Origin of the sequence: Nocardiopsis prasina DSM 43845, assembly GCF_000341265.1 — a bacterium.
Lineage (GTDB): Bacteria > Actinomycetota > Actinomycetes > Streptosporangiales > Streptosporangiaceae > Nocardiopsis > Nocardiopsis prasina.
Map to the genome: position 1 here is coordinate 1 of NZ_ANAE01000166.1, position 22,041 is coordinate 22,041.

The 22,041-nt window shown below is 71.1% G+C and carries 17 protein-coding genes; 8 read left to right on the top strand and 9 right to left on the bottom strand.

What is annotated here, in order from left to right; genetic code table 11:
* From D452_RS0120570 to D452_RS28710, 3 genes are all read right to left on the bottom strand, one after another.
* Positions 1-594, bottom strand: a 594-nt coding sequence (locus D452_RS0120570; RefSeq protein ID WP_017546031.1) for a TetR/AcrR family transcriptional regulator, incomplete at its 3' end; no start/stop codon positions are given.
* A 438-nt stretch (positions 595-1,032) separates the two neighbouring features.
* A complete protein-coding gene (locus tag D452_RS0120575; protein ID WP_051061338.1) occupies positions 1,033-3,105 on the bottom strand; it encodes a YhgE/Pip domain-containing protein in 2,073 nt (690 codons plus the stop codon).
* Between the two features lie 52 nt (positions 3,106-3,157).
* Positions 3,158-4,000 carry an ATP-binding cassette domain-containing protein gene (locus D452_RS28710; RefSeq protein ID WP_051061336.1) on the bottom strand — a complete coding sequence of 281 codons (843 nt, stop codon included), beginning with the start codon at positions 3,998-4,000 and terminating at the stop codon, positions 3,158-3,160.
* Between the two features lie 229 nt (positions 4,001-4,229).
* Between D452_RS28710 and D452_RS0120585 the strand changes: the two genes are divergently transcribed.
* Complete coding sequence (locus D452_RS0120585) at positions 4,230-5,033, top strand: M23 family metallopeptidase (RefSeq protein WP_017546034.1); 804 nt, start codon at positions 4,230-4,232, stop codon at positions 5,031-5,033.
* 40 nt (positions 5,034-5,073) lie between these two features.
* Positions 5,074-5,856, top strand: a complete 783-nt coding sequence (locus D452_RS0120590; RefSeq protein WP_017546035.1) for an endonuclease V — start codon at positions 5,074-5,076, stop codon at positions 5,854-5,856.
* An 85-nt stretch (positions 5,857-5,941) separates the two neighbouring features.
* Here D452_RS0120590 and D452_RS0120595 read toward each other — a convergent pair whose 3' ends face one another.
* Positions 5,942-7,381 carry a GuaB1 family IMP dehydrogenase-related protein gene (locus D452_RS0120595; protein ID WP_017546036.1) on the bottom strand — a complete coding sequence of 480 codons (1,440 nt, stop codon included), beginning with the start codon at positions 7,379-7,381 and terminating at the stop codon, positions 5,942-5,944.
* Between the two features lie 246 nt (positions 7,382-7,627).
* Between D452_RS0120595 and D452_RS0120600 the strand changes: the two genes are divergently transcribed.
* A complete protein-coding gene (locus tag D452_RS0120600) occupies positions 7,628-8,554 on the top strand; it encodes a CDP-alcohol phosphatidyltransferase family protein (RefSeq protein ID WP_017546037.1) in 927 nt (308 codons plus the stop codon).
* A gap of 100 nt (positions 8,555-8,654) precedes the next feature.
* Here the strand turns inward: D452_RS0120600 and D452_RS0120605 are convergent, their stop codons facing one another.
* Positions 8,655-9,812 carry an acyltransferase family protein gene (locus tag D452_RS0120605; RefSeq protein WP_017546038.1) on the bottom strand — a complete coding sequence of 386 codons (1,158 nt, stop codon included), beginning with the start codon at positions 9,810-9,812 and terminating at the stop codon, positions 8,655-8,657.
* Positions 9,813-10,277: 465 nt separating this feature from the next.
* On the opposite strand from D452_RS0120605, the gene D452_RS0120610 reads away from it, so the two are divergent.
* A complete protein-coding gene (locus D452_RS0120610; RefSeq protein ID WP_017546039.1) occupies positions 10,278-12,146 on the top strand; it encodes an amidohydrolase in 1,869 nt (622 codons plus the stop codon).
* Positions 12,147-12,230: 84 nt separating this feature from the next.
* Positions 12,231-12,956, top strand: a complete 726-nt coding sequence (locus D452_RS0120615) for a M48 family metallopeptidase (RefSeq protein WP_017546040.1) — start codon at positions 12,231-12,233, stop codon at positions 12,954-12,956.
* A 498-nt stretch (positions 12,957-13,454) separates the two neighbouring features.
* Here the strand turns inward: D452_RS0120615 and D452_RS0120620 are convergent, their stop codons facing one another.
* Positions 13,455-15,614 (bottom strand): elongation factor G-like protein EF-G2, encoded by a 2,160-nt coding sequence (locus D452_RS0120620; protein WP_017546041.1) that lies wholly within the window; start codon positions 15,612-15,614, stop codon positions 13,455-13,457.
* A gap of 180 nt (positions 15,615-15,794) precedes the next feature.
* Between D452_RS0120620 and D452_RS31025 the strand changes: the two genes are divergently transcribed.
* The 3 genes from D452_RS31025 to D452_RS0120635 all read left to right on the top strand — a co-directional run bounded on the left by D452_RS31025 (position 15,795) and on the right by D452_RS0120635 (position 19,359).
* Positions 15,795-17,192, top strand: a complete 1,398-nt coding sequence (locus D452_RS31025) for a CPBP family intramembrane glutamic endopeptidase (protein ID WP_193374261.1) — start codon at positions 15,795-15,797, stop codon at positions 17,190-17,192.
* Positions 17,193-17,209: 17 nt separating this feature from the next.
* The gene (locus D452_RS0120630; RefSeq protein ID WP_017546042.1) at positions 17,210-18,007 is read left to right on the top strand and encodes an alpha/beta hydrolase; all 798 of its coding nucleotides are present in this window, start codon (positions 17,210-17,212) and stop codon (positions 18,005-18,007) included.
* Positions 18,008-18,069: 62 nt separating this feature from the next.
* Positions 18,070-19,359, top strand: a complete 1,290-nt coding sequence (locus D452_RS0120635; RefSeq protein WP_017546043.1) for an MFS transporter — start codon at positions 18,070-18,072, stop codon at positions 19,357-19,359.
* On the opposite strand, the gene D452_RS0120640 is transcribed toward D452_RS0120635, so the two are convergent.
* The 3 genes from D452_RS0120640 to D452_RS0120650 form a co-directional block, all read right to left on the bottom strand.
* Complete coding sequence (locus D452_RS0120640) at positions 19,346-20,317, bottom strand: coiled-coil domain-containing protein (protein ID WP_026129507.1); 972 nt, start codon at positions 20,315-20,317, stop codon at positions 19,346-19,348. The genes D452_RS0120635 and D452_RS0120640 overlap by 14 nt on opposite strands.
* A 208-nt stretch (positions 20,318-20,525) precedes the next feature.
* Complete coding sequence (def, locus tag D452_RS0120645) at positions 20,526-21,077, bottom strand: peptide deformylase (RefSeq protein ID WP_017546045.1); 552 nt, start codon at positions 21,075-21,077, stop codon at positions 20,526-20,528.
* 44 nt (positions 21,078-21,121) lie between these two features.
* The gene (locus D452_RS0120650; RefSeq protein ID WP_017546046.1) at positions 21,122-21,934 is read right to left on the bottom strand and encodes a nucleotidyltransferase domain-containing protein; all 813 of its coding nucleotides are present in this window, start codon (positions 21,932-21,934) and stop codon (positions 21,122-21,124) included.
* Positions 21,935-22,041 lie beyond the last annotated feature (107 nt).

Below are 22,041 nucleotides of genomic sequence, written 5' to 3' on the forward strand. Positions count from 1 at the left end.
GGCCATGTGCGCCAGGGTGGTGTGGATCTCCTCGACGGGACGTTCTGGCTGGAGGGTACGCCAGTCGAGGGCCACGGTCACCACCATGCCGAACAGTGCCGATCCCGCAAGGGCCGTGTCCAGGTCCGGTCGCGTCAGGCCGCGTTCCACCATGGCGTCGAGCTGTCCGGTGATGACGCCGATGGCCTCGGTGCGGATCTGTCGGATGGTCGCGTACCAGGCTCGGTTGGTGCGCCAGGCCTCGGCCATCAGCAGCCGGGCCAGTGCCTCGTGGGTGCTGATGAACACCACGCCCGCGCGCAGCACCGTCGCCAGGGCCTCCCGGGGTTCGACCTGCCGCTCGGGGGCGGGGACCGAGGCGCGCAGTGTGTCGGCCAGCCGGGTGATGCCCCACTCCATCAGGGCCGCGTACAGCTCGTTCTTGCCAGCGAAGTTGTAGTAGACGGTGCCCTTGGCGACTCCGGCGCGCTCGGCGATCTCGTCGACCGTGGTCGAGCCGTATCCCTGTTCGGAGATCAGCGTGACCGCCGCCTCGAACAGCTTCCGCCGGGTGGCCTCACGGCGCCCGCTGCGGGGCCTGGTGCTCACGTTCATCGTTTCCTATCTTTTTGCATCTCCGCTTCGCTTCGATGCGTGTTCGGTGCCTTTGCAGAGGAACCTTCGGCGCCTTCGGTGTGATGGCTCGTTCCTCGCAATCCCACCTCCACCACCTCCAGAACCCTCTCCGGCACTCTCGCCTTCTTTTTGGGCCTCCGCTTCGCTTTGGCCCGGGTTCGGTGCCTTTGCAGAGGAACCTTCGGCGCCTTCGGTGTGATGGCTCGTTCCTCGCAATCCCACCTCCACCACCTCCAGAACCCTCTCCGGCACCGAACGGGCACCCCCTTGTGGTCAAGCTTCGCAGGCGGACCCTCGGCTTGTGGCTGAGGCGGGCGCTCGGGCACTCAACCGGGGTTGGGGCTCCCGTTCGGTTCTTCGGTGGTGGCTGAGATGGATCGGGCGGCCGGGGGCGCCCGTGGTGGGCGCCCCCGGATGTCAGATCTTCAGCGCCGGATAGAGCGTGGACATCGTCCACACCCGCTTGCTGTTCACCGCCCTCCAGGTGAGCAGCAGGGGCACCACGAGCCACAGGGCCATCACCCCGAAGGCCTGCGCGACCAGCATCATGTCCCCGCCGCCGATCAGATGGCGCATGGCGGTCACTGCCCAGTGCAGGGGCAGGTACGGACCGATCGCCTGGAAGAACGTCGGACTCGTCTCGATCGGGTAGGTACCGCCCGCCGACGTCAGCTGGAGGACCAGCAGCGCCAGCGCGACGACCCGGCCCGCCGCGTTGAACCTCACGTTCAGGTACTGGACGGTCGTGGTGAAGGCGGCCGAGGTGAGCGCCAGGAAGGCGAGCATCAGCGGCCAGTTCTGGGCCTGCAGCCCCAGGGTCAGGCGCAGGACGGTCATCATGACCGCCACCTGCGCCCAGCCGAGCAGCAGCGGCACGACACGTCCGGACAGCGCCACCCGCCAGGACGGTGCGGAGGAGGCCAGGGCCCGGGTGGACAGCGCGGGCAGCACCATGAACACCACCATGGCGCCCACCCACAGGGACAGGGGCACGAAGAACGGCGCGAAGCCCGTGCCGTAGTTGGGCGCCTCGTTGTCCACCTCGCTGTCCAGACGGACCGGCTCGCTCATCATGTCGGTGGCGCTGACCCGGCCGTCGTCGGAGTAGGTGGGGATCTCGTCCGTGCCGGCGGACAGCCCCTCGGCGAGTTCGTCCGAACCCGAGGCCAGGTCACCCAGGCCCTCGTGGAGGTCTCCGGCGCCGCCGCTGAGCTGCCCCAGCCCGCTGTTCAGCTCCCCGGCGCCCGTGGAGGCCTCGGAGAGTCCGTCGCGGAGCGTGCGCGAACCCTCGGCCAGGTCCTCCAGACCCTCGGCGAGCTCGTCGGCCCTGGCCCTCGCGTCCTTGGCGTCCTCGACCATGGTGGGCAGGTCCTCGGACAGGGTCGCGGCCTTCTCGCTGAGCGCGGCGGCCTCGGCGGCGGTCGCGTTGATGTCCTCGCGGTTGTCGTTGACGTAACCGGCCACCGACAGCGCGGTGTCCATGGCCTCCTGGAGGTCGGTGAGCAGCGCGTGCAGGTCGGGCTGCTCCTCTTCGAGCTCGGGGTGGTCCCGGAGGTAGGTGGACAGGCGGCCGTCCACCTCACTCAGGGCGGTGACGTCGATCTCCTGAGGCAGGTCCTCCAGGGCCTCGGACACCCCGGCGGAGACCTTCGCGGCCTCCCCGGCGCGCTGCTGGATGTCGGGGATGTCCTCCTCCAGCTGCGGCAGCCACTCGTCGGCCAGGTCGTCGAGCTTGTCGACCTGGTCGGAGACCTGGGTGGAGGCGCTCGTGGCACCGGAGGCGAGGGTCCTGGAGCCCTCGTGGAGCTCCCCGATACCCCCGCTGAGCGTGCCGGCCCCCTCGTGGGCGCCGTCGATGCCCTCGGAGAGTTCACCGGATCCGCTCTCGGCGTCTCCGGCGCCGGTGGCGATCTCCCCGGCGCCGTCGGCCGCCTCCTCCGTCTTGCCGTGGATCTCGTTGAAGCCCAGGAAGATCTGGTCCAGGTAGTCGCTGATGGCCGAGGAGGCCGCCGCCGCACGGATCTCGTTGAAGGCGCTGCCCGCGAGCTGGCGTACGACGTAGCTGTTGGAGTCGTTGTAGTTGGCGACCAACAGCGCGGGGACCGGGTCCTCGCGGTCCCGCGAGGGCGAGGTGAGGGCCTCACTGAAGTACGTGGGGATGGTGAGGGTGACGTAGTAGGTGCCGTCCTCCAGCCCCTGGGAGGCGTCGGCGGCGTCCACCAGGTGCCAGTCGAGGTCGCCCCGCTCCAGGAGGGTGTCGCTGAGCTCCTCGCCCGCGTTGACCTCCTCGTCGTCGACCTCGGCGCCCTCGTCCTCGTTCACCAGGGCTACCGGCAGGTGCTCCATCCGGTCGAAGGGGTCCCAGAACGACCACAGGTACATGCCGGAGTACAGCAGGGGGATGAGCATGAGCGCGGCCAGCGCCGCTGTGGGCAGCGGTGACCGCAGGAAGGACCGCATGGTGAGCAGCCCGAGCCTGGGCACCGACATGAACCGGTAGACCGGCGCGTCGTCCTTCTTCCCGGCGCCCTCCTTCTTCCTGTCACGAACGCCCACGGTGCCTGCCCCCCTTCGGAGCGGGTCCGTCCCCGGACGGTGAGCCCGCGCCGGGAGCGTCCGTCGCGGGGTCCTCGTGGTCGAGCAGTCGGTCGATCCCGATCACTTCCTCGGTCGGTGCCTTCTCGGAGTCCTCTCCGGCGGCCGGGTCCCCGTCCTCCGCGCCGTCGCCCTGCCTGATCAGGAGGGGGCCCTGGGTGTCGGGTCCGGCCACGGCGTCGAGTTCCTGGGCGTCGGCGCAGGTGGCGATGACGGTGAGTCCCTCGTCGGTGAGGTTCCTCAGGGACCGCCACATGTCGGCCTGGTGTTCGCGGCTGAGGCCGCCGTCCACGTTGTCGACCACGAGCAGGCGCGGTTCGTAGACCAGCGCGAGCGCGACGCCGAGGCGCCGCCGCTCCAGCATGGAGAGCTCCTTGACCATCGTGCGGCGGTCCAGGTCGGCCAGGTCGGCCGCCTCCATCGCCTGGTCGGTCACGGACCGCGCCGCGGGGCGCATGCGCAGCAGGCGGGCCTCGGAGAGGTGTTCGCTCACCCGCAGGCGGTCGTCGAGGGCGTTGACGTCGTCCATCAGCCCGAGCGAGCTGATCCGCCGTACCCTCCGTGCCTGCTCGGGCAGTGAGTATCCGTCGACGTGCAGGCTGCCCGCGGTCGGCCTCATCCGGCCGGACAGGGTGAGCAGCAGCGCGCTGCGTCCGCCCCCGGAGTCCGCCTGGAAGACGGTGAGCGTTCCCGGCCGGGCGGTGAAGTCGACCCCCGTATAGACGGGTCCTTCTCGGGTGGTGAGTGTGACGCCCTCGGCGTGCACACGAGCTCCGGTGGCCCGACGCATTCTTGCGACCTCCCCTTTTGAACTGACCAGTCAGTACAAATTCACGGCTCCACGGTACTGCTCCGGGGCGGTGTCCCCGAGCGTTCGGGTCTGTGTCCTCGCGCACAACGCGACGCACCACGGGCGGGAGGATCGGCGCGCGAAAAATGAGGGGTGCTGTCCCAGGGTTCGAAGTCAGGTACGTTGATACGTAATTACGTACAAATGGATCGATTCCAGGGAGACCAGCATGCGCGGCATCCTCACGAACCTCGGCGGACCCCTGCTGGTGGTGTACTTCGCCTACGCCGCCGTGGCGATCGCCTTCGATCTCCCCTTGGAGCCGCTGCTGCCCCTGCTCCTCCTCGCCGGGGTGTTCCTCGTCGGCCCGCGACTGTGGACCCGGAAGCCCTCCGGACAGGCCGTGCGGGACGCCACCGTCGAGGTGGCCCCGCCGGTCACCGGTGAGTGGGTGGGACTCAACAGTCCGGCGGACAGGGTGCCCAGCCACGGCACCCACCAGTACGGCCAGACCTACGCGATCGACGTCTACGTGGACGAGGGCAGACCCCCGGGCCGCAGCTACTGGTGGCCGCTCTCGCGCCGCCCCGACGACGGCTATCCCGCCTTCGACCAGCCGCTCCTCGCGGTCGCCGACGCCACTGTCGTGCGCGTGCGCGACGGCCAACGTGACCACCGCAGCCGCGACACCTGGCCCGCGCTGCCCTACATGTTCCTCGAAGGGATCGTCCGGAGCCTCGGAGGTGCGCGCCGGGTGATCGGCAACCACGTCGTCCTGGACCTCGGCGACGGTGTGTACGCCGCCTACGCACACCTGAGGAGGGGGTCAGCCGAGGTTCGCGAGGGCGACCGGGTCACCGTCGGAGAGCGGATCGGGCGGTGCGGCAACTCGGGAAACTCCAGCGAGCCCCACCTGCACTTCCAGCTCATGGACCACCCCGACCCCCACCGGGCAGTCGGCGTCCCCTTCCGTTGGACCGGGGTCGGAGTCCCTGCCGCGGGGCAGTCCTTCACCGGCCTAGACTGCGCCTGAGAGCCCGGACGGGGAGCGGACGAGGAACCGAGGAACACACGTGAGCGACGTCGCGCAGCGGGCGGCCCAGGCCCTGGACGACCCGGAGAACTGGCCGAGCGACCCCAAGGAGGCGGTGGCCCGGCAGCGCCTGCTGGCCGACCGGGTCCGCACGGAGGCCCTCGACCCGGATTCGGTGCGCTACGTGGCGGGCCTCGACGTCAGCTACGGAGTGGGTGACAAGGAGCTCGCGGCCGCCGCCGTGGTCCTGGACGCCCGCACTCTGGAGGTGGTGGACACCTCCCTGGTCGCCGACACCCCGTCCTTCCCCTACATCTCCGGACTGTTCGCCTTCCGGGAGCTGCCCCCCGTGCTCCGCGCCATCGAGGGCCTGTCCGTCACCCCGGACGTGTTCGTCTGCGACGGCTTCGGCCTCGCCCACCCGCGCCGCTTCGGGATCGCCAGCCACCTGGGGGTCCTCATCGACGCTCCGGTGGTCGGCTCCGCCAAGTCCGTCCTCTATGGCCGCAACTCCATGCCGGGGGAGGAGCGGGGCTCGTGGACGCCCATGGTCGCCGGCCGCTCCGAACTGGTCGAGGACACCGAGACCCTCGCCGCGGAGGGGGGCGAGGTCATCGGCCGTGTCCTGCGCACCCGCGCCCGGACCAAGCCCGTCTACGTCTCCGTGGGCCACCGCGTGGACCTGGAGGGTTCCGCCGACCTCATCCTGCGCGTGTCCCCCAAGTACCGCGTCCCCGAACCCATCCGGCACGCTGACCGCCTCTGCGGCCAGTACCGCAAGGAACACGTGGCCGCCCAGGGAGGGACCGCCGGACCCGCCTAGGGAGGACCGGCCCCGGACACGCGGAAGGGGAGGGGCCCGAAGACCCCTCCCCTTCACGGAGGTCCCGTAAGGGGACCCGTGTCGTCTACCAGCCGTTCTCCACGGGGCGGCCCTCGTTGTACCCGGCGGCGCTCTGCACGCCGACCACGGCGCGCTCGTGGAACTCCGCCAGCGAGGTGGCGCCCGCGTACGTCATGGAGCTGCGCACACCGGCGATGATCTGGTCGATCAGGTCCTCGACACCGGGACGCTCGGCGTCCAGGTACATGCGGCCGGTCGAGATGCCCTCCTCGAACAGCGCCTTGCGGGCCCGTTCGAACGGGGAGTCCTCGGACGTGCGCAGACGCACCGCGCGCGCCGAGGCCATTCCGAAGCTCTCCTTGTACTGGCGGCCCTGGGCGTCACGCATGACGTCGCCGGGCGACTCGTAGGTACCGGCGAACCAGGAACCCACCATCACGTTGGAGGCACCGGCGGCCAGGGCCAGGGCGACGTCACGCGGGTGGCGCACCCCTCCGTCCGCCCACACGTGCCTGCCCAGCTCACGGGCGGCGGCCGCGCACTCCAGCACGGCGGAGAACTGCGGACGGCCGACGGCGGTCATCATCCGGGTGGTGCACATCGCGCCCGGACCCACGCCGACCTTGACGATGTCGGCCCCGGCCTCGATGAGGTCCCGGGTGCCCTGCGCGGTCACGATGTTGCCCGCGACGATCGGCACGTTCGGCGACAGCGCGCGGACCTTGCGGATCGCGGAGATCATCTTCTCCTGGTGGCCGTGCGCGGTGTCGATCACCAGGGTGTCCACCCCGGCCTCGAGCAGCTCGGCGGCCTTACCGGACACGTCGCCGTTGATGCCCACCGCGGCCGCGATGCGCAGCCGGTTCCGGTCGTCCACGGCGGGCCGGTACAGGGTGGAGCGCAGCGCGCCGGTGCGGCTGAGCACGCCCACCAGGGCACCGTTCCCGTCGACGACCGGGGCCAGACGGTGCCGGTTCTCGTGGAGTATTCCGAACGCGGCCTGCGGCTCGGTGCCCTCGGGGATGGTCAGCAGCTCGGCGGACATCACGTCGTGCAGCTGGGCGAACCGGTCGGCTCCCGCGCAGTCCGCCTCGGTGACCACGCCGACCGGGCGGCGCGCGTCGTCGACCACGATGACGGCGTTGTGCGCCCGCTTGGGCAGCAGGTTGAGCGCCTCACCGACGGTGCTGGTGGGGTTCAGGGTGATGGCGGTGTCGTAGACCAGGTCGCGCTGCTTGGTCCACGCGATGACGTCGGAGACCACCTCGAAGGGGATGTCCTGCGGGATGACGGCGATACCGCCCCTGCGGGCGACCGTCTCGGCCATCCTGCGGCCCGCCACGGCGGTCATGTTCGCGACGACCAGCGGCATGGTGGTGCCGGTGCCGTCAGGGGAGGACAGGTCGACGCTCAGCCGGGAACCCACGGCGCTGCGGCCCGGGACCATGAAGACGTCGCTGTAGGTCAGGTCCTGGCTGGGAACCTGGTCGTTGAGAAAACGCAATGCCTCTACCTCGGTCAAGACCGAAGGGGGTGGACCACTCCGCCCGACTGCGCGCGGGCGGCACCCTGTTGATCCCCCTCTTACCTGTCAAGTATGCCGTCACCGATTAGGTTGGGGGTACCCCCGTCTGGCATGATGACTCGATTCCCGCCTCAACCCGGTCCTCGCCCCTGCCCTCGAACGGTGCCGATTCCTCCGCGCCGTAGGCGTTCACGGGTTTAACAGGGCCCTCCAGGAGAACCCCGCATGTCGCGTTTCACGCTCGCGCAAGTCAAGGAAGAGACCTACAAGGCGAAGGACGCCTGGTGGACGGTCTTCCTGGTCGATCCGCTCGCGGGTCGCATGGTGGTGTGGACGGCGAACCGGACCAACATCACACCGAACCAGCTCACCCTGGGCGCGGGCGTGCTGGGCCTGCTGTCCGCGATCTGCTTCGCCGCGCCGATCTGGGCCGGTCCCCTGGGCTGGGCCTGGCTGCTCGCCGGTGCCCTGCTGTTCCACCTGAGCTTCGTCCTGGACTGCATGGACGGCAAGATCGCCCGCCTGAAGGGCACCGGATCGGTCTTCGGGAGCTGGGTCGACTTCGTCTTCGACCGCATCCGCTTCTTCGGCTGCGTGATGGCCCTGCTGATCGGCCAGTGGCTGGTGACGGGGCAGGCCGCCTACCTGATCGTCGCGCCGGTGGTGGTCTTCTTCGACCTGCTGCGCTACCTCAACGGTTCGCAGGTCGCCAAGACCCGCAAGACCATGAAGCAGGCGCTCGCCGTGGCCTCGGGGGACACCGAGCGGCTGCGTGACGAGGCCACCAACCCCGACGTGTCCGACCCCGAGGACGACGAGGTGTCGGAGACCCCGGGCAACGCGGACGCTCCGGCTCCCCGCGGCCTCTACCCCCGGGTGCGCAACGCGCTGCTGAAGCACCGGGTGCGCCCGCACCTGTTCAGCGGCATCGAGTTCGAGATGTTCGTGTGCGTGGTGGCGCCCGTGACCGTCCTGGTCGCCTTCTTCACGCCGCTGAACAGCCTGATCATCCCGGTGGCGGTCTTCTCCTGCCTGGCGCTGGGCTTCTTCGAGGTGGTGCTGGTGGCCCGCCTGTGGAAGGAGTCCCGCCGCTTCGAGGCGCGCCGCCGTGAGCTGGCCGCCGTGACCCCGGCGAGCGCGGGCGGCAGCTGAGCCCGACCCGGAGCCGGGTGCCCGAACGAGGGAGGGGGCGCTTCCGCGAGATGCGGAAGGCGCCCCCTCTTCCCGTCTGCGGGCGTGTCGGTCCGCCCGTCTAGGCGGACGCACGCTCCTTCTCGGCCGTCCGCTTCCTCGCGTCGGCCTCCTTCCTGGCCAGTCCCTTGTCGTCCTGGCGCAGGAACCAGGTGGGTTGTGGTTCGACCGCCCACCGCATGCACGCGCGCACCCACGGGGTGCACAGCAGGAGGGTGAGCCCCAGGCCCAGCGACAGTGTGGTGGCCAGGGCCACCGGGCCGGACATCAGGTCGTACCAGGGGGTGTTCTTGAGCAGGATCAGGAACACCGAGTGGCCCAGGTACACGTAGAGCGTGTAGGCGCCCAGCGACGTGTACCAGGTCTCCCTCTTGGGCGTGAGCGCCAGGACCGCGATGGTCATGACCAGGGCGATGGCCATGAAGGCCAGCCGGAGACCGATGCTCGGCATCAGCGGGTCGATGTCGCGGTCGGTGAGGCTCTCCTTCCAGAAGAGCCAGTCCCTGCTCAGGCGGTCCGAGACCGGCACGGCCAGGACGGCGGTGACGCCCAGCACCAGCACGGAGCCGATCCGCACCCAGAGCCGGTCCAGGTGGGCGAAGTGCTCTCGGCGCAGGCTCAGCCCCAGCACGAAGAACGGCAGGAAGCTGAGCACTCGGCCGATCGAGAGGGTGCTGCCCAGGTCCGCCGTGGTGGCGAACAGGGAGATGACCACGGCGATCGCCACGGGCCAGCGCAGCCGTTGCCAGACCGGCACGGTGAGGCGCCACAGGAACAGGGCGACCAGGAACCACAGGGTCCAGGTCGGCTTGAGCACGGACAGGGTGTCCGGGAGTCCGCCCCGCTCGACCGTGTAGATCGCCTGGTGAATGGTCCAGAAGACGAGGTAGGGGACGGCCAGCGTCAGGACCAGCTTCTCCACCCGCATCGACGAGGAGTCGAAGGACCGGGAGAGATAGCCGCTGATCATGATGAACGCGGGCATGTGGAAGAAGTAGATCCAGTAGTAGAGGGCACTGGCGGGCCCGTAGTCGGAGAGCGGCTCGATCGCGTGGCCGACGACGACCAGGGCGATGAGGATGAACTTGGCGTTGTCGAGTCGGGCGTCACGGCCCGGCGGTCGCGCTGCCGCCGGGGCCTGGGCTCCCGGGGCCGGGGCGGCGGCGCCGTCCCCGTTCTCCGCGGACTGGGGTGCCGGACTGGTCGTGGATGAGGCCACTAGGGACTCCGAGATCACTGATTTCTGGGGCTTGGTATGTCGGTCCCGCGACCCTCCGTGCGGGATTGGGGTCGACCTTCGGTCAGGGGCAGTGGTCCGATGGCGTGGTGCCGCGTGGCGCGCGAGGGGGCACCGGCGAATCCGTTGCGCGAACACAGTTCCGTTACCTTACTGAGACATACTGCGGTATGCCAGTAGTTCGCACAAATCAGGTAAAAGTTCCCGGAGGCGTGCCGGGGTCCGAGGAACCGGGACCCGCGAGGGCGCGCGCACCCGTGGACACGGGTGTGGGATGGCTTACCGTGTGCAGACCCTAACCCATGGGCACCACCGAGGGGCACCAAGGCACACCGCGGCACGAACGTGTCGGTGTGAACCGGCGACGGACACGCCGATAGGCTGCCCCCAGGCGGCAGAACCCCCAGTCAAACTGTCACTGTCCGCCAGTCGAGAACGAAGAAGGCGGTGGAAACCGTGCCGCACGCGGTGGACCCCAACCGTGCAGCCCAGCACGGAAGCGTGGTCATGCGACTCCTCGACGAGCTGTTCCCGCTCGTCGAGGGGGTCTACGTCGACCTCCACAAGAACCCGGAGCTCTCCCACTCCGAACAGCGCACCGCCAGCGTCGTCGCGGAATGGCTGAACCGAACCGGCTACGAGGTCCACCGGGGCGTCGGCGGCACCGGTGTGGTCGGCATCCTCCGCAACGGCCCCGGCCCCACGGTGATGCTGCGCGCGGACATGGACGCCCTCCCCCTGGAGGAGAAGACCGGTCTGCCCTACGCCAGCACGGCCAGGGCCGAGGGCCCCGACGGCGCCGAGGTACCCGTCATGCACGCCTGCGGCCACGACGCCCACACCGCCTGCCTGATCGGCGTCGCCGACCTGCTCTCGGAGACCCGCGAGGAGTGGGCCGGGACCATCATGATCGTGGCGCAGCCCGGCGAGGAGAGCCTCGACGGCGCCCAGGGGATGATCGACGACGGCCTCTACGACCGCTTCGGCCGCCCGGACGTCATCCTCGGCCAGCACCTGGGCCCGCAGCCCGCCGGACTCATCTCCCACCGGGCCGGGATCATCCTCGGCGCGGCCAGCGCCTACCGGGTGCGGATCTTCGGCGAGGGCGGCCACGCCTCCCAGCCGCACACCACCGTGGACCCGGTCCTCATCGCCGCCAACATCGTCACCCGCCTCCAGGGCGTGGTGTCCCGCGAGATCAGCCCCAGTGAGATGGCGGTGCTCACCGTCGGCAGGATCCAGGCGGGCACCAAGGCCAACATCATCCCCGACGAGGCCTACCTGGAGATCAGCACCCGGGCGCTCAACGAGAACGTCTCGGACCAGCTGGAGCAGGCCATCGAGCGCATCGTGCGCGCCGAGGCGGCCGCCTCGGGCGCCAGCCGCGAGCCCGAGGTCGAGCGCTTCCAGAGCAGCGGGGTCACCCACAACGACCCGGCCAGCACCGCCGACGTCGCCGCGGCCCACCACGCCTACTTCGGCGGCGACTACGTCATCCACCTGCCGGACCCCTCCCCGGCGACCGAGGACTTCTGCCGCTTCGGGCTGCCCGAGGACCCGCAGCCCATCCCGTACGTGTTCTGGTTCGTCGGCGCCACACCGCACGACGTGTGGGACAGCGCCCCCGGCGACACGCCCTACGAGAAGATGGGCAACGTCCCGAGCAACCACTCGCCGTACTTCTCACCCGACCGCGAACCCACCCTGCGGGCCGGGCTCGCCGCGCTCACCATCGCGGCGCTGTCCTACGTGGGCAGCGACAACCCCAACCCGGCCGCCCTGGCGCCGGCTCCCTCCGCCGCCCCCGTGGGTTCGGCCTTCCCGGGTCCGGCGCCCACCGACACGGCGGACCCGCGCGGCAACACCGACCCCGGCGGCCACTCGGCGCGCACCGCGACCCCCTCGGAGGGGCCCGCGAACTCCTTCGACCCACTCTCCGACCCGCTGACCGGACCGCGCCCGGCGGAGCCCAGCTTCTCGGACGAGGCCAACGACGCCTACGACAGCGCCTTCCTGGCCGCCTCCTCCGCCTGGCCGGAGGAGCCCGGCAAGTCCACCCACGACACCGACATGCAGTCGGTGATGGGCCGCCAGGACCAGGAGATCCGCGACGAGTGGCGCAGCGAGAAGGCCGAGGAATCGACCCTGTCCACCGACATGGCCGCGATCATGGACGAGGACGAGGCCCCCGCACCGCCGCCGGGCCCGCCCGCCGGACCGGCCTTCGGGGGACCGCCGCCGATGGGCAGCGCCCACTCCGCGCCACCGCCCCCCGGCCCGGACGACGACCTGCCCGACGCCCAGTACCGGCTCTGACCGCACGTGGGGGCAAGCCTCTGGCGATGGGGTGACCCCCGCGTCCGCCGCTCCCTGCGCCACCACCGGGAGACACCCCTCCTGGTGGGCTGCGTCGCCGTCACGGTCCTCGCCGTCGTGGGGGCGGTCAGCCGGGCACTGTCCGGCGACCCCAACGAGCCACTGCTGCTCCTGAGCATCCCCCTGCTGGTGTTCTTCGTGCGCGGTCAGCTCTACGCCAGACAGAGGGTCAACGGCGTACGCATCACCGAAGCGCAGTTCCCGGAGGCGTACCGGATGGTCGCCGACGCCGCCCGCTCCTTCGGGATGAGCCAGGTGCCGGAGGCCTACATCGTCCTGGGCAACGGCACCATCAACGCGTTCGCCTCCGGGCACGGCTTCCGCCGCTACGTGGCCGTCCACAGCGACCTGTTCGAGGTGGGCCACCGACTCGGCGACCCCGACGCGCTGCGGTTCGTGATCGGCCACGAGGTGGGCCACATCGCCGCCGGGCACACCTCGTTCTGGCGCCAGTTCGCGGTCTCCATCGCCCAGGTGATCCCCGGCGTGGGCAGCACCCTGGGCCGGGCACAGGAGTACACCGCCGACAACCACGCCTACGAGTTCTGCCCGGAGGGCGTACCGGGCATCCGCGTACTGGCCGCGGGCAAGTACCTGTACCCGGCCGTGGACTTCGACGACATCGCCGCGCGCGCCCACACCGACACCGGGTTCTTCGTGATGCTGGTCAACCTCCTCTCCAGCCACCCGGTGAACACGTTCCGCTTCGCCGCGTTGGCCGACCGGACCACACCGGGGCGGGTGCTGTAGCTGTGTTTTCTTGGGCCTCCGCTTCGCTTCGGCCCGTGTTCGGTGCCTTTGCAGAGGAACCTTCGGTGTCTTCGGTGTGATGGCTCGTTCCTCGCAATCCCACCTCCACCACCTCCAGAACCCTCTCCGGCACCGAACGAAAGCACCCCCCTTGTGGCTGGGGTGTACGCGCGGGGCTCACGCCTGTGGCTGAGGTGCCCGGTGGCCCTCTGCATGTGGCTGGGACGGTCCCGTCACGGGAGTCCCTGGTGGCTGGGGTGTGATGGCTCGTTCCTCGCAATCCCACCTCCACCACCTCCAGAACCCTCTCCGGCACCGAACGAAAGCACCCCCCTTGTGGCTGGGGTGTACGCGCGGGGCTCACGCCTGTGGCTGAGGTGCCCGGTGGCCCTCTGCCTTGTGTTGAGGTGCGTGGGCAGGTGTCCCGTCACGGGAAGCCCTGGTGGCTGGGGTGGGCTGGCTCGTGTTTCCGGCTGAGGCGCCCGGTTCGCGTCGCGCCTACTGGTGTCCCAGGCGGTGGCTCAGTTGGGCGGGCAGCGGCTCGTGGCGCACGTAGTCCCGGGTGAACACCCCGGTGCCGTGCGAGACGGAACGCAACTCCACGGCGTAGCGCACGATCTCCAGCTCCGGGACCTCCGCCCGGACCACCACCCGGCCGCCGGGTGCGGCCTCGGTGCCCACCACGCGACCGCGCCGGGCGGACAGATCGCTCAGGACGGCGCCCAGGTGGGCGTCGTCGACCTCCACGGTCACCGTGTCCACCGGCTCCAGGACCGCCAGCCTCGCTGACGCGGCGGCGTCCCTCAGCGCGAGCCTCCCGGCCTTCTGGAAGGCCGCGTCGGAGGAGTCCACCGAGTGCGCCTTGCCGTCGTGGAGCGTCACTCGCAGGTCCACCAACGGGTGCCCGCCGCCCACGCCCTCGGCCATCTGCGCACGGACGCCCTTCTCCACCGAGGGCACGTACTGGCGGGGGACCACACCGCCCACGATCTGGTCCACGAACTCCAGCCCCGCGCCGGGCTCCAGCGGTTCCACCCTGATCCGACACACGCCGAACTCGCCGTGCCCGCCGCTCTGCTTGACGTTGCGGCCGGTTCCCTGGACGGGGACGGTGAAGGTCTCCCGCAGCGGGATCAGGACGTCCTCGGTCTCCACACGAACGCCGTAGTGGTGTTCGAGCCGGTCCAGGGAGGCGTCCAGGTGGGCCTCGCCCAGGCACCACAGGACCATCTGGTGGGTCTCCGGGTTCACCCGCACCCGGAGCGAGGGGTCCTCGGCCAGGAGCCGGGCCACCGACTGGGACAGCTTGTCCTCGTCGGAGGCGGAGGCCGGGTGGATCGCCACCGGCATGGTGGGCTCGGGGAAGTGCCAGGGCGACACCCGGAGCGGCAGCTCTGGCGCGGAGACCGTGTCGCCCGTCCGGGCCTCGGGCAGCTTCGACACCAGGCAGAGGTCACCGGCGATCACCTCGCCCACCGGTCGCGCCCTCGCGCCGAGCGGGACCGAGAGCGACCCCAGCCGCTCGTCGTCCCCGGAGCGGTCCAGCTCCACCGGGTCGTGCGGTCCGGTGCGCACACCGTGGCCGTGCAGGTGCGCCTCGGTGTCGGGCCGCAGCGTCCCGGAGAACACCCGGACGAGGCTGACGCGGCCCACGTAGGGATCGCTGGTGGTGGTCAGTACCTCGGCCACGAGCGGGCCGTCCGGGTCACACGACAACCCCTCCACCGGCCGGCCGTCCGGGCGGGTCACCGACGGGAACGGGCGCCGGGTCGGGTCCGGGCAGGAGAGCGGGAGCTCGCGCAGGAGCTCCCGCACGCCCACGCCGTGAGTGGGGCTGAGCGCCAGCACGGGGTGGAAACCGCCCGCCGCCACCGCCTCCTTGAGGTCGGCGATGAGCAGGTCCGGGTCGAGTTCCCCGCCCTCCATGTAGCGGTCCATGAGGGCCTCGTCCTCGCTCTCGGTGATGACCTCCTCGATGAGGGTCTCCCGCAGCGGGCCCGCCTGTGCACGCAGCCAGTCGGGGGCCGCGCACGGGACGGGCTCGGAGCCCGGGCCGCCTCTCTCCGAGTAGTCGTGGTACCGCTCCGAGACGAGCCCCCAGAGCCCGACCAGGGTGCGCTGGTCTCCGGAACCCCGCATGGCGGGCACGTACGCCGGGTGCACACCGGGGCCGAACGCCTCCTGGCACCGCGCCACCACCGCGTCGAAGTCGGCGCGCGGATGGTCGATCTTGGTGACGGCCACCGCGCGCGGCATGCCCACGGCAGCGCACTCCTCCCACAGCATGCGGGTGCGCCCGTCGACGCCGTCCATGGCCGAGATGACGAACAGGGCGGCGTCGGCGCCGCGCAGCCCGGCGCGCATCGCACCGACGAAGTCGGCGTAACCGGGGGTGTCCAGCAGGTTGACCTTGACGTCGCCCACCATGACCGGGTTGACGGTCAGGTGCACCGACCTCCTCTGGCGGACCTCGACCTCGTCGTGGTCGCTGACGGTCGTGCCCTCCTCCACGTTGCCGGGGCGCCTGATCTCCCCGGCGGCGAGGAGCAGCGCCTCGACCAGACTCGTCTTGCCCGCGCCGGTGGGCCCCACCAGAGCGACGTTGCGGATGTCCTGGGGCCTGGCGGCCCCGGGTACGGCTTCGGTTCGATCAACCATCCTCGTCTACCCAGCCCTTCCGGGTCCGGTCGGTGGTCGGACAGGACCACCGCTTGAGTGACCTGCGACACTCTCCACGGTCGCTCCTCACGGCTCCGACCACAAGGGGTACGCCGGTCGACTTCCGTCATGGGCGCTTGTGTGGCTCTATGACCCGGGTCGTTCTTCTAGGCTGTGCCCGTGCCATGGTCGGAGAGTCTCCCTCAATTCAGTCTCGCCGGGACCCTTCTGACGGTCCTGCTGCTGTTCTTCGCGGCGTTCGGCGAGCCCCTGCTCGGACGGCGCGCGTTCGCGTGGCTGTCACGCCGTGAGAACGGCGACGAGCGTGCCCTCGGGCTGCTGTACGCGGTCACGATGGCGATCCACGTGCTGTGGGGCCTGCTGGTCCTCGTGGTGCTGCTGCTGTCGCCCAACCTGAACCTGGTGGACCTGGGTCTGCGTACCCCGGACGCCTTCGGGCCCATCGTGGGCGCCGCGATCGGCGGTACCGTCGCGCTGGCCGCCTTCTGGGTGCTGGTCAACGGCCTGCCCACCCGGGACCGCCTGCCGATCCCGTCCCGGCGTTCCCGGCGCGGAGCCGAGGCCGAGGGCGAGGGCGGGCGTCGGGGCCGCAAAGCGCACCGGGGACGGCGGAGCGCTCCCAAACCCATGACCCTGCCGCAACCGGGCCACAGGCAGTACCTGCTGCTGCCGCGCACCGGTCGCGAGAGGGCACTGGCCGCCGGGATGGCGGTCACCGGCGGAGTGTTCGGTGAACTCCTCTACCGGGGCCTTTTTATCACCCTGGTCGCCAGCATGGACGTCCCGCTGTGGATCGCGGCGGTGCTGTCCGTCGTGCTCTTCTCGCTGGCCCACGCCTACCAGGGCTGGTGGGGACTGCTCAGCGCGGGCTTCTCCGGCACCCTGTTCACCGTGCTGTACCTGGGCACCGGCAGCCTGGTCGTCCCGGTGATTGTGCACGTCGCGCTGAACCTGCGCTCGGTGGTCTTCCCCCCGGCCTCGGAGCGGGAGGCCGCGGAGGAGGCCCTGCACCTCGACGACTACTACGACGACGAGTACGAGGACGAATACGCCGACGACTACGCGGACGACGAGTACGGTCGCACGGGCGAGTTCGAGGCGGTCGACCAGGAGGCGGAGCCGGTGGGTCAGGAGCCCGCCGACGCCCAGGCGCCGCCGCGCGGCCTCCCGCCCCAGGGGCCTACGGAACAGGGGCCGCCGGTGACCGGCGGGCAGCACGCGGGTACGCCCCCCTACGGTTCGGTGCCACCGCACGCGAACCCCCACCCGTATCCGCCGCAGCCGCCTCACCCGCAGGGTCCGCCTCCCGGGTACGGTCAGGGGCGCCCGCAGGGCCCGCCGCCTCCCCTGGGGCCGCCTCCCATGGGGCACCCGCAGGGGCCGCCGCCCGGCTACCCTCCCGGCCAGGGCCAGCCCCAGCAGAGGCCGTTCCCGCCGGGTCCCTCACACCAGGCACCGCCACACCAGCCACCGCCGCCCCAGGGGTTTACGGGCCACCACCCGGGCCACGGCGCCGGGGCCGACACACCGGGGCCGCACTCCCCATACCGGGACTGATCGTGCACGATGGAGTGGTGTCCGACGCCATTGACCACTCCATCGCCCAGCCCCAGGAGAACCGTTTCTGGTTGACCACCTCGGACGGGGTGGGGATCGACGCCGTGCTGCTGCGCGCCGCCGCGCCCCGAACCACCGTGGTGGTCCTCGCCAACGGCTTCACCGGGACCTACCGGAGCCCCCACACACGTGCCGTCGCCCAGGGCCTGCTGTCCGTCGGCGACGTGATGACCTTCGACTTCCGTGGCCACCACGGGTCCGGCGGACGCAGCACCGTGGGCGACGCGGAGATCCACGACCTCGAAGCGGTCGTGGGCCGCCTGCGCGCACTCGGGTACACCCACATCGCCACCTTGGGCTTCTCCATGGGCGCCGCCGTCGCCATCCGGCACGCCGCCATCTTCGGCGGGGTCAGCGCCGTGGTGTCCGTGAGCGCCCCCAGCCGCTGGTACTACCGGGGGACCCGCTCCATGCGCCTGCTCACCTTCGGAGTGGGCCGCAGCTTCGGCCGCGCCTTCCTGCGGCGCTTCCGCAAGGTCCGCGTCACCGACCAGCGCTGGAACCCCACCCCAGCCGAGCCACGGGAGGTCGCCGGGGAGGTCGCGCCGGTACCGCTCCTGGTCGTGCACGGCGACACCGACAGCTACTTCCCCGTCTCGCACGCCGCCTCCATCCACGACGCGGCGCGCGAGCCCAAGGACCTGTGGATCGTCCCGGGCATGGGCCATGCGGAGCGGGCGGTCACTCCCCAGCTCGTGGACCGCCTGCGCGTCTGGCTGGGGGAGCGGCTGCCCCAGCCGGAACAGCCGGGCTAGGGGACCGGAGGGGAGGGACGAGGCGTGTCGACAGTCCGCCACGGCTCGGTTAGAAAGGACGGATGATCCGATCTCGTTCCTCCTCGGCCGGGAGCGGTGCCCCCGCCCCCAACGGCGGCGACCTTCCCGGGCTCCGGGGACGGGGCTTCGGCCTCCTGATCATGGCCACCGCCGTCAGCCTGTGCGGGTTCGCCGCCGTCCTCCCCCTCGTGCCGCTGTGGGCCAGCCGGGGCGGGGCGGGCGAGTTCGGCGCGGGCGGCACCACCGCGGTCTTCATGCTCACCACCGTCCTCACCCAGCTGGCCATGCCGTGGCTCCTCGACCACGCGGGTGGGTACCGGTGGACCTTCCCCGTGGGCTCCCTGATCATGGGCCTGCCCATGCCGCTGTTCGCCCTCACCACCGATCTCGGCCCGCTGCTGGCGATCTCCGCGGTGCGCGGCGTCGGCTTCGGGATGGTGACCGTGGCCGGGACGGCGCTCGCCGCCCGGCTGGTGGCGAGGGAACAGGTCGGCAGGGCCACCGGCTACTACGGCCTGGCGGTCGGCCTGCCGCAGATCGTGATCCTGCCAGGCGGGGTGGCGCTGGCGCTCAGCCTCGGGTTCGACACCGCCTTCTGGCTCACCGGGATCTGCGGCGTGGTGGCGGCGGTGCTCGCCTCCGGCATCTGGTTCGCGGACGGTGGCCGCAACCGGGCCGCGCTGCGCGGAGCGGGACACGACGAAGTCGGCACGGAGGACGCCTCGGCCTCCCCGCGCGGCCTGGCGCTGATGGTCGCCCTCGCGGCGCCGCTGGTGATCATGCTGGCGGTGTCCTCGGCCGCCAGCGGCGTGGTCACCTTCCTGGCGATCCCGTTCGAACGGGCGGCCTGGCTGGTCGGCTCGCTGTTGGCCGCCTACGCGCTCGGCGTCGTCGCGGGGAGATGGACCGCCGGTGTCCTGTACGACCGCCACCGGCGCACCGTCCTGCTGATGCCGGGAACGCTCGCGGCGGCCGCGGGCGCGGGCCTGCTCACCGCCGGGCTGTGGGCCAACGGCGACGGGACGCCCGGTGTGGGCGTGTCCCTGCTGGTGCTCGGCGGCTCGGCGCTGTTCGGCCTCGGGTTCGGCGCCGTCCAGAACGAGACCGTCACAGTGATGCTGGGCCGCGCCGGGCCGACCGGGTACGGCCGGGCCAGCGCGGCCTGGAACATCGGGTTCGACGCGGGCACCGGGGTCGGGGCGGTCGGTCTCGGCCTGCTCATCCAGCTCACCGGGTACGGCCCCGCGTTCGCGGTGGTCGCCGTGGCCCTGGTCGCGGTCCTGCCGCTCGCACGGGCCCGGGCGCCGCGCCGGAGGATCAGTACGAGCTGATGTGCACGTGGTCGTAGTGGTTCTGGGTCAGGTCGCCCCGGTCGTTCATCCAGGTCCACTGGCGTGACGTCGACTGCCAGATCTGCTGTTCCCAGATGATGTACTTGATGCCCAGGCGGTCGGCGTTGGCGATGCCGTAGTCGGAGATCTGCTGGCCGAGGGCCTTGTTCTCGGCTGAGGGCGCGGCGCCGTTCGCGCTCATCATGAAGTCGCAGGCCGTACCGGTGCCGTGGTCGTCGTTGCTCGGACGCCAGCATCCGACCGGGTAGGGCGCGCCGAACTGCATGATGACCTCGTCGCGGATGGCCGCCATCCGGGGCGTGGTCTGGTCCCAGCCACCGCCGCGCGCGCTGTCGGGGATCGACCCGTTGCCGGGGTTCTCCGGGGCCTCGGGGACCTGCTCGGCCTCGTACTCCTCGATGCGCTTGGTGACCTCTTCGCGCTGCTCCTCCAGCTCGTCGATCAGCTCGGAGGCCTCGGACATCTCGTCCTGGAGCTGGCCGGTGAGCTCGGCCTGCTCGTCGCGGAGCGAAATGAGCTCGGCGATCTGCTCGGCCTGGCTCTGGCCCAGGTAGTCGACGGTCGCGGCGTCCGCGAACATGTCCTCGGGCTGGCTGGAGAACACGATCTGGAAGGTCGGGTCGAAACCGTCGCCCTTGTACTGGGCGGCGGCGATGGCCGACACCCCGCCGCGGGACTTCTCCAGGCGCTCGTCGAGCTCCTCCAGGTCCGCCTCGGCGGTCTCCACGCGGTCCTTGATCTCGGTGTACTGGAGCAGCTCGCCGTCGTAGGTCTCCTCCAGCTCCTCGGCCCGCTGGTTCAGCTCGTCGATGTCGACGTCGTCGTCCGGGTCGGCGTGGGCCGCCCCGGGCAGGCCGACGAGGACGAGTGCGGTCATGGCGGCGACGGACGCCGTGAACCGGCCGCGACGAGAGGCGTTACGAGGAGTGGATGTCATTTCTGCTCCGTGGATGATCCGAGAGCATCCGCTGCGCCGGGGGGACGGCTACGCCGTCACGGGAGGGAGTTGCTCAGCGGACCATACGAGGTCTCGGTGATACGTGCACAGTGAGTTGACTCGCGTTGCTGTGGGGGTTGAGCGGGGGTCTGTCCAGAAGATACCCGGAGCGGGTGACCACCCCGAACGCCCGGTAGCGCGTGGGGGGTCAGCCGCCGAACGCGCTGGGCAGGCGGACGGAGGTCGAGGGTGCGGGCTTCTCCGAGGGCAGGAACCAGTCCGAGCGGCGGATGTCGCGCAGGGCCCGCTTGCGGGTCTCGGCGTCCAGCCGGTCGATGTAGAGCATGCCGTCCAGGTGGTCGGTCTCGTGCTGGAGGCACTGCGCCATCAGACCGGTTCCCTCGACGGTGACCGGCTCGTTGCGGAGGTCGACGCCCCGGACCACGGCCCGCTGGGCGCGGCGGCTCTGGTACCAGAGCCGGGGGATCGACAGGCAGCCCTCGTCGCAGTCCTGGAGTTCCTCGGAGAGCTCGACGATCTCGGGGTTGATCACGTATCCGGTGCGGCCCTCGACGTCGTAGCTGAACACGCGGGAGCCGACCCCGATCTGGGTGGCGGCCACCCCGGCGCGCCCGGGGGCGTCGACGGTGTCGAGAAGGTCGCGGACCAGCTTCTCCGTGCGCTGGTCGAAGGTGGTCACGGGTGCGGTCCGGGTCACGAGGACGGGGTCGCCGAAGCGGACGATGGGGCGCATGGTCATGCCCCCAGATTAGTTGCCCGGTCCGGTGGGCCGACCGGCCCGGGTCAGGTGGCCAGACCCGGCCGCAGGGACTCGTCCAGGACCATCTCGATGTAGTCGAGGGCGGCACGGCGGCGGGCCAGGGCGCTCTCGTACAGGGAGGGCGCCTGGGCGCCGCGTCGGACGCGCAGGCACTCGTTGACGATGCGCTGCCAGCGTTCGGGGAAGGCGTGCAGGGCGTACAGGCCCGCGCCGGACTTGGAGGTGATCTCACCGGTCCTGAGGGTGAAGTGCAGCCGGCTGACGCTCAGCACGCTCCAGGAGGGGGCCAGTGACCCGAGGACGGCCAGGCCGCGCGGGGTGACCAGGCGTCCGGCCTTCTCCCGCCAGCGGCTCCAGTGCTCGTCGAGGGAGCCGAGGGACCAGGTGCGCAGGCTCTCCGGCTCGTCCCACACGTCCAGTTCGGAGGGGTGCGGGCCGCGTACGGTGACTCCCCGGTCGGCGAGGACGTGCCAGGTCACCGGGTTGACGTCGACGGCGGCGCGGTCACGGAAGCGGCCGTTGGTGACGGAGGGGACGGGTCCGCAGGCCGACGGGTCGAGGTTGAGCTCGTCCCAGGTGACGTGGATGCCGTTGAACTGGGGGCGGGGGACCTCGCCGCGCGTGCGCGCGTGCGCACGGCGCAGGGCGTCCAGGTCCTCCCGCTCGGCGCGGCGGCCGGTGACGATGACGAAGTCGACGTCGCTCGTGTGCGGGCGGAAGTCGCCGAGGGCGACCGAACCGGTCAGGTAGAGGCCCTGGACCAGGCCAGGGGCCTCCTGGTCGGCATTGGCGAGGAAAGCCTGGGTCAGCGTCTGCACCCGAGGGTGGACGGCCATGCTCAACTCCAGTCTGGGACGGTTCGGTGGTCTTCGGTGGTGTTGTCCGTGTGGCGGGGCGGGCGGCCCCGTCGCGCTGTGGGGAGGCCCCTCCGGCTCGTGCCGGG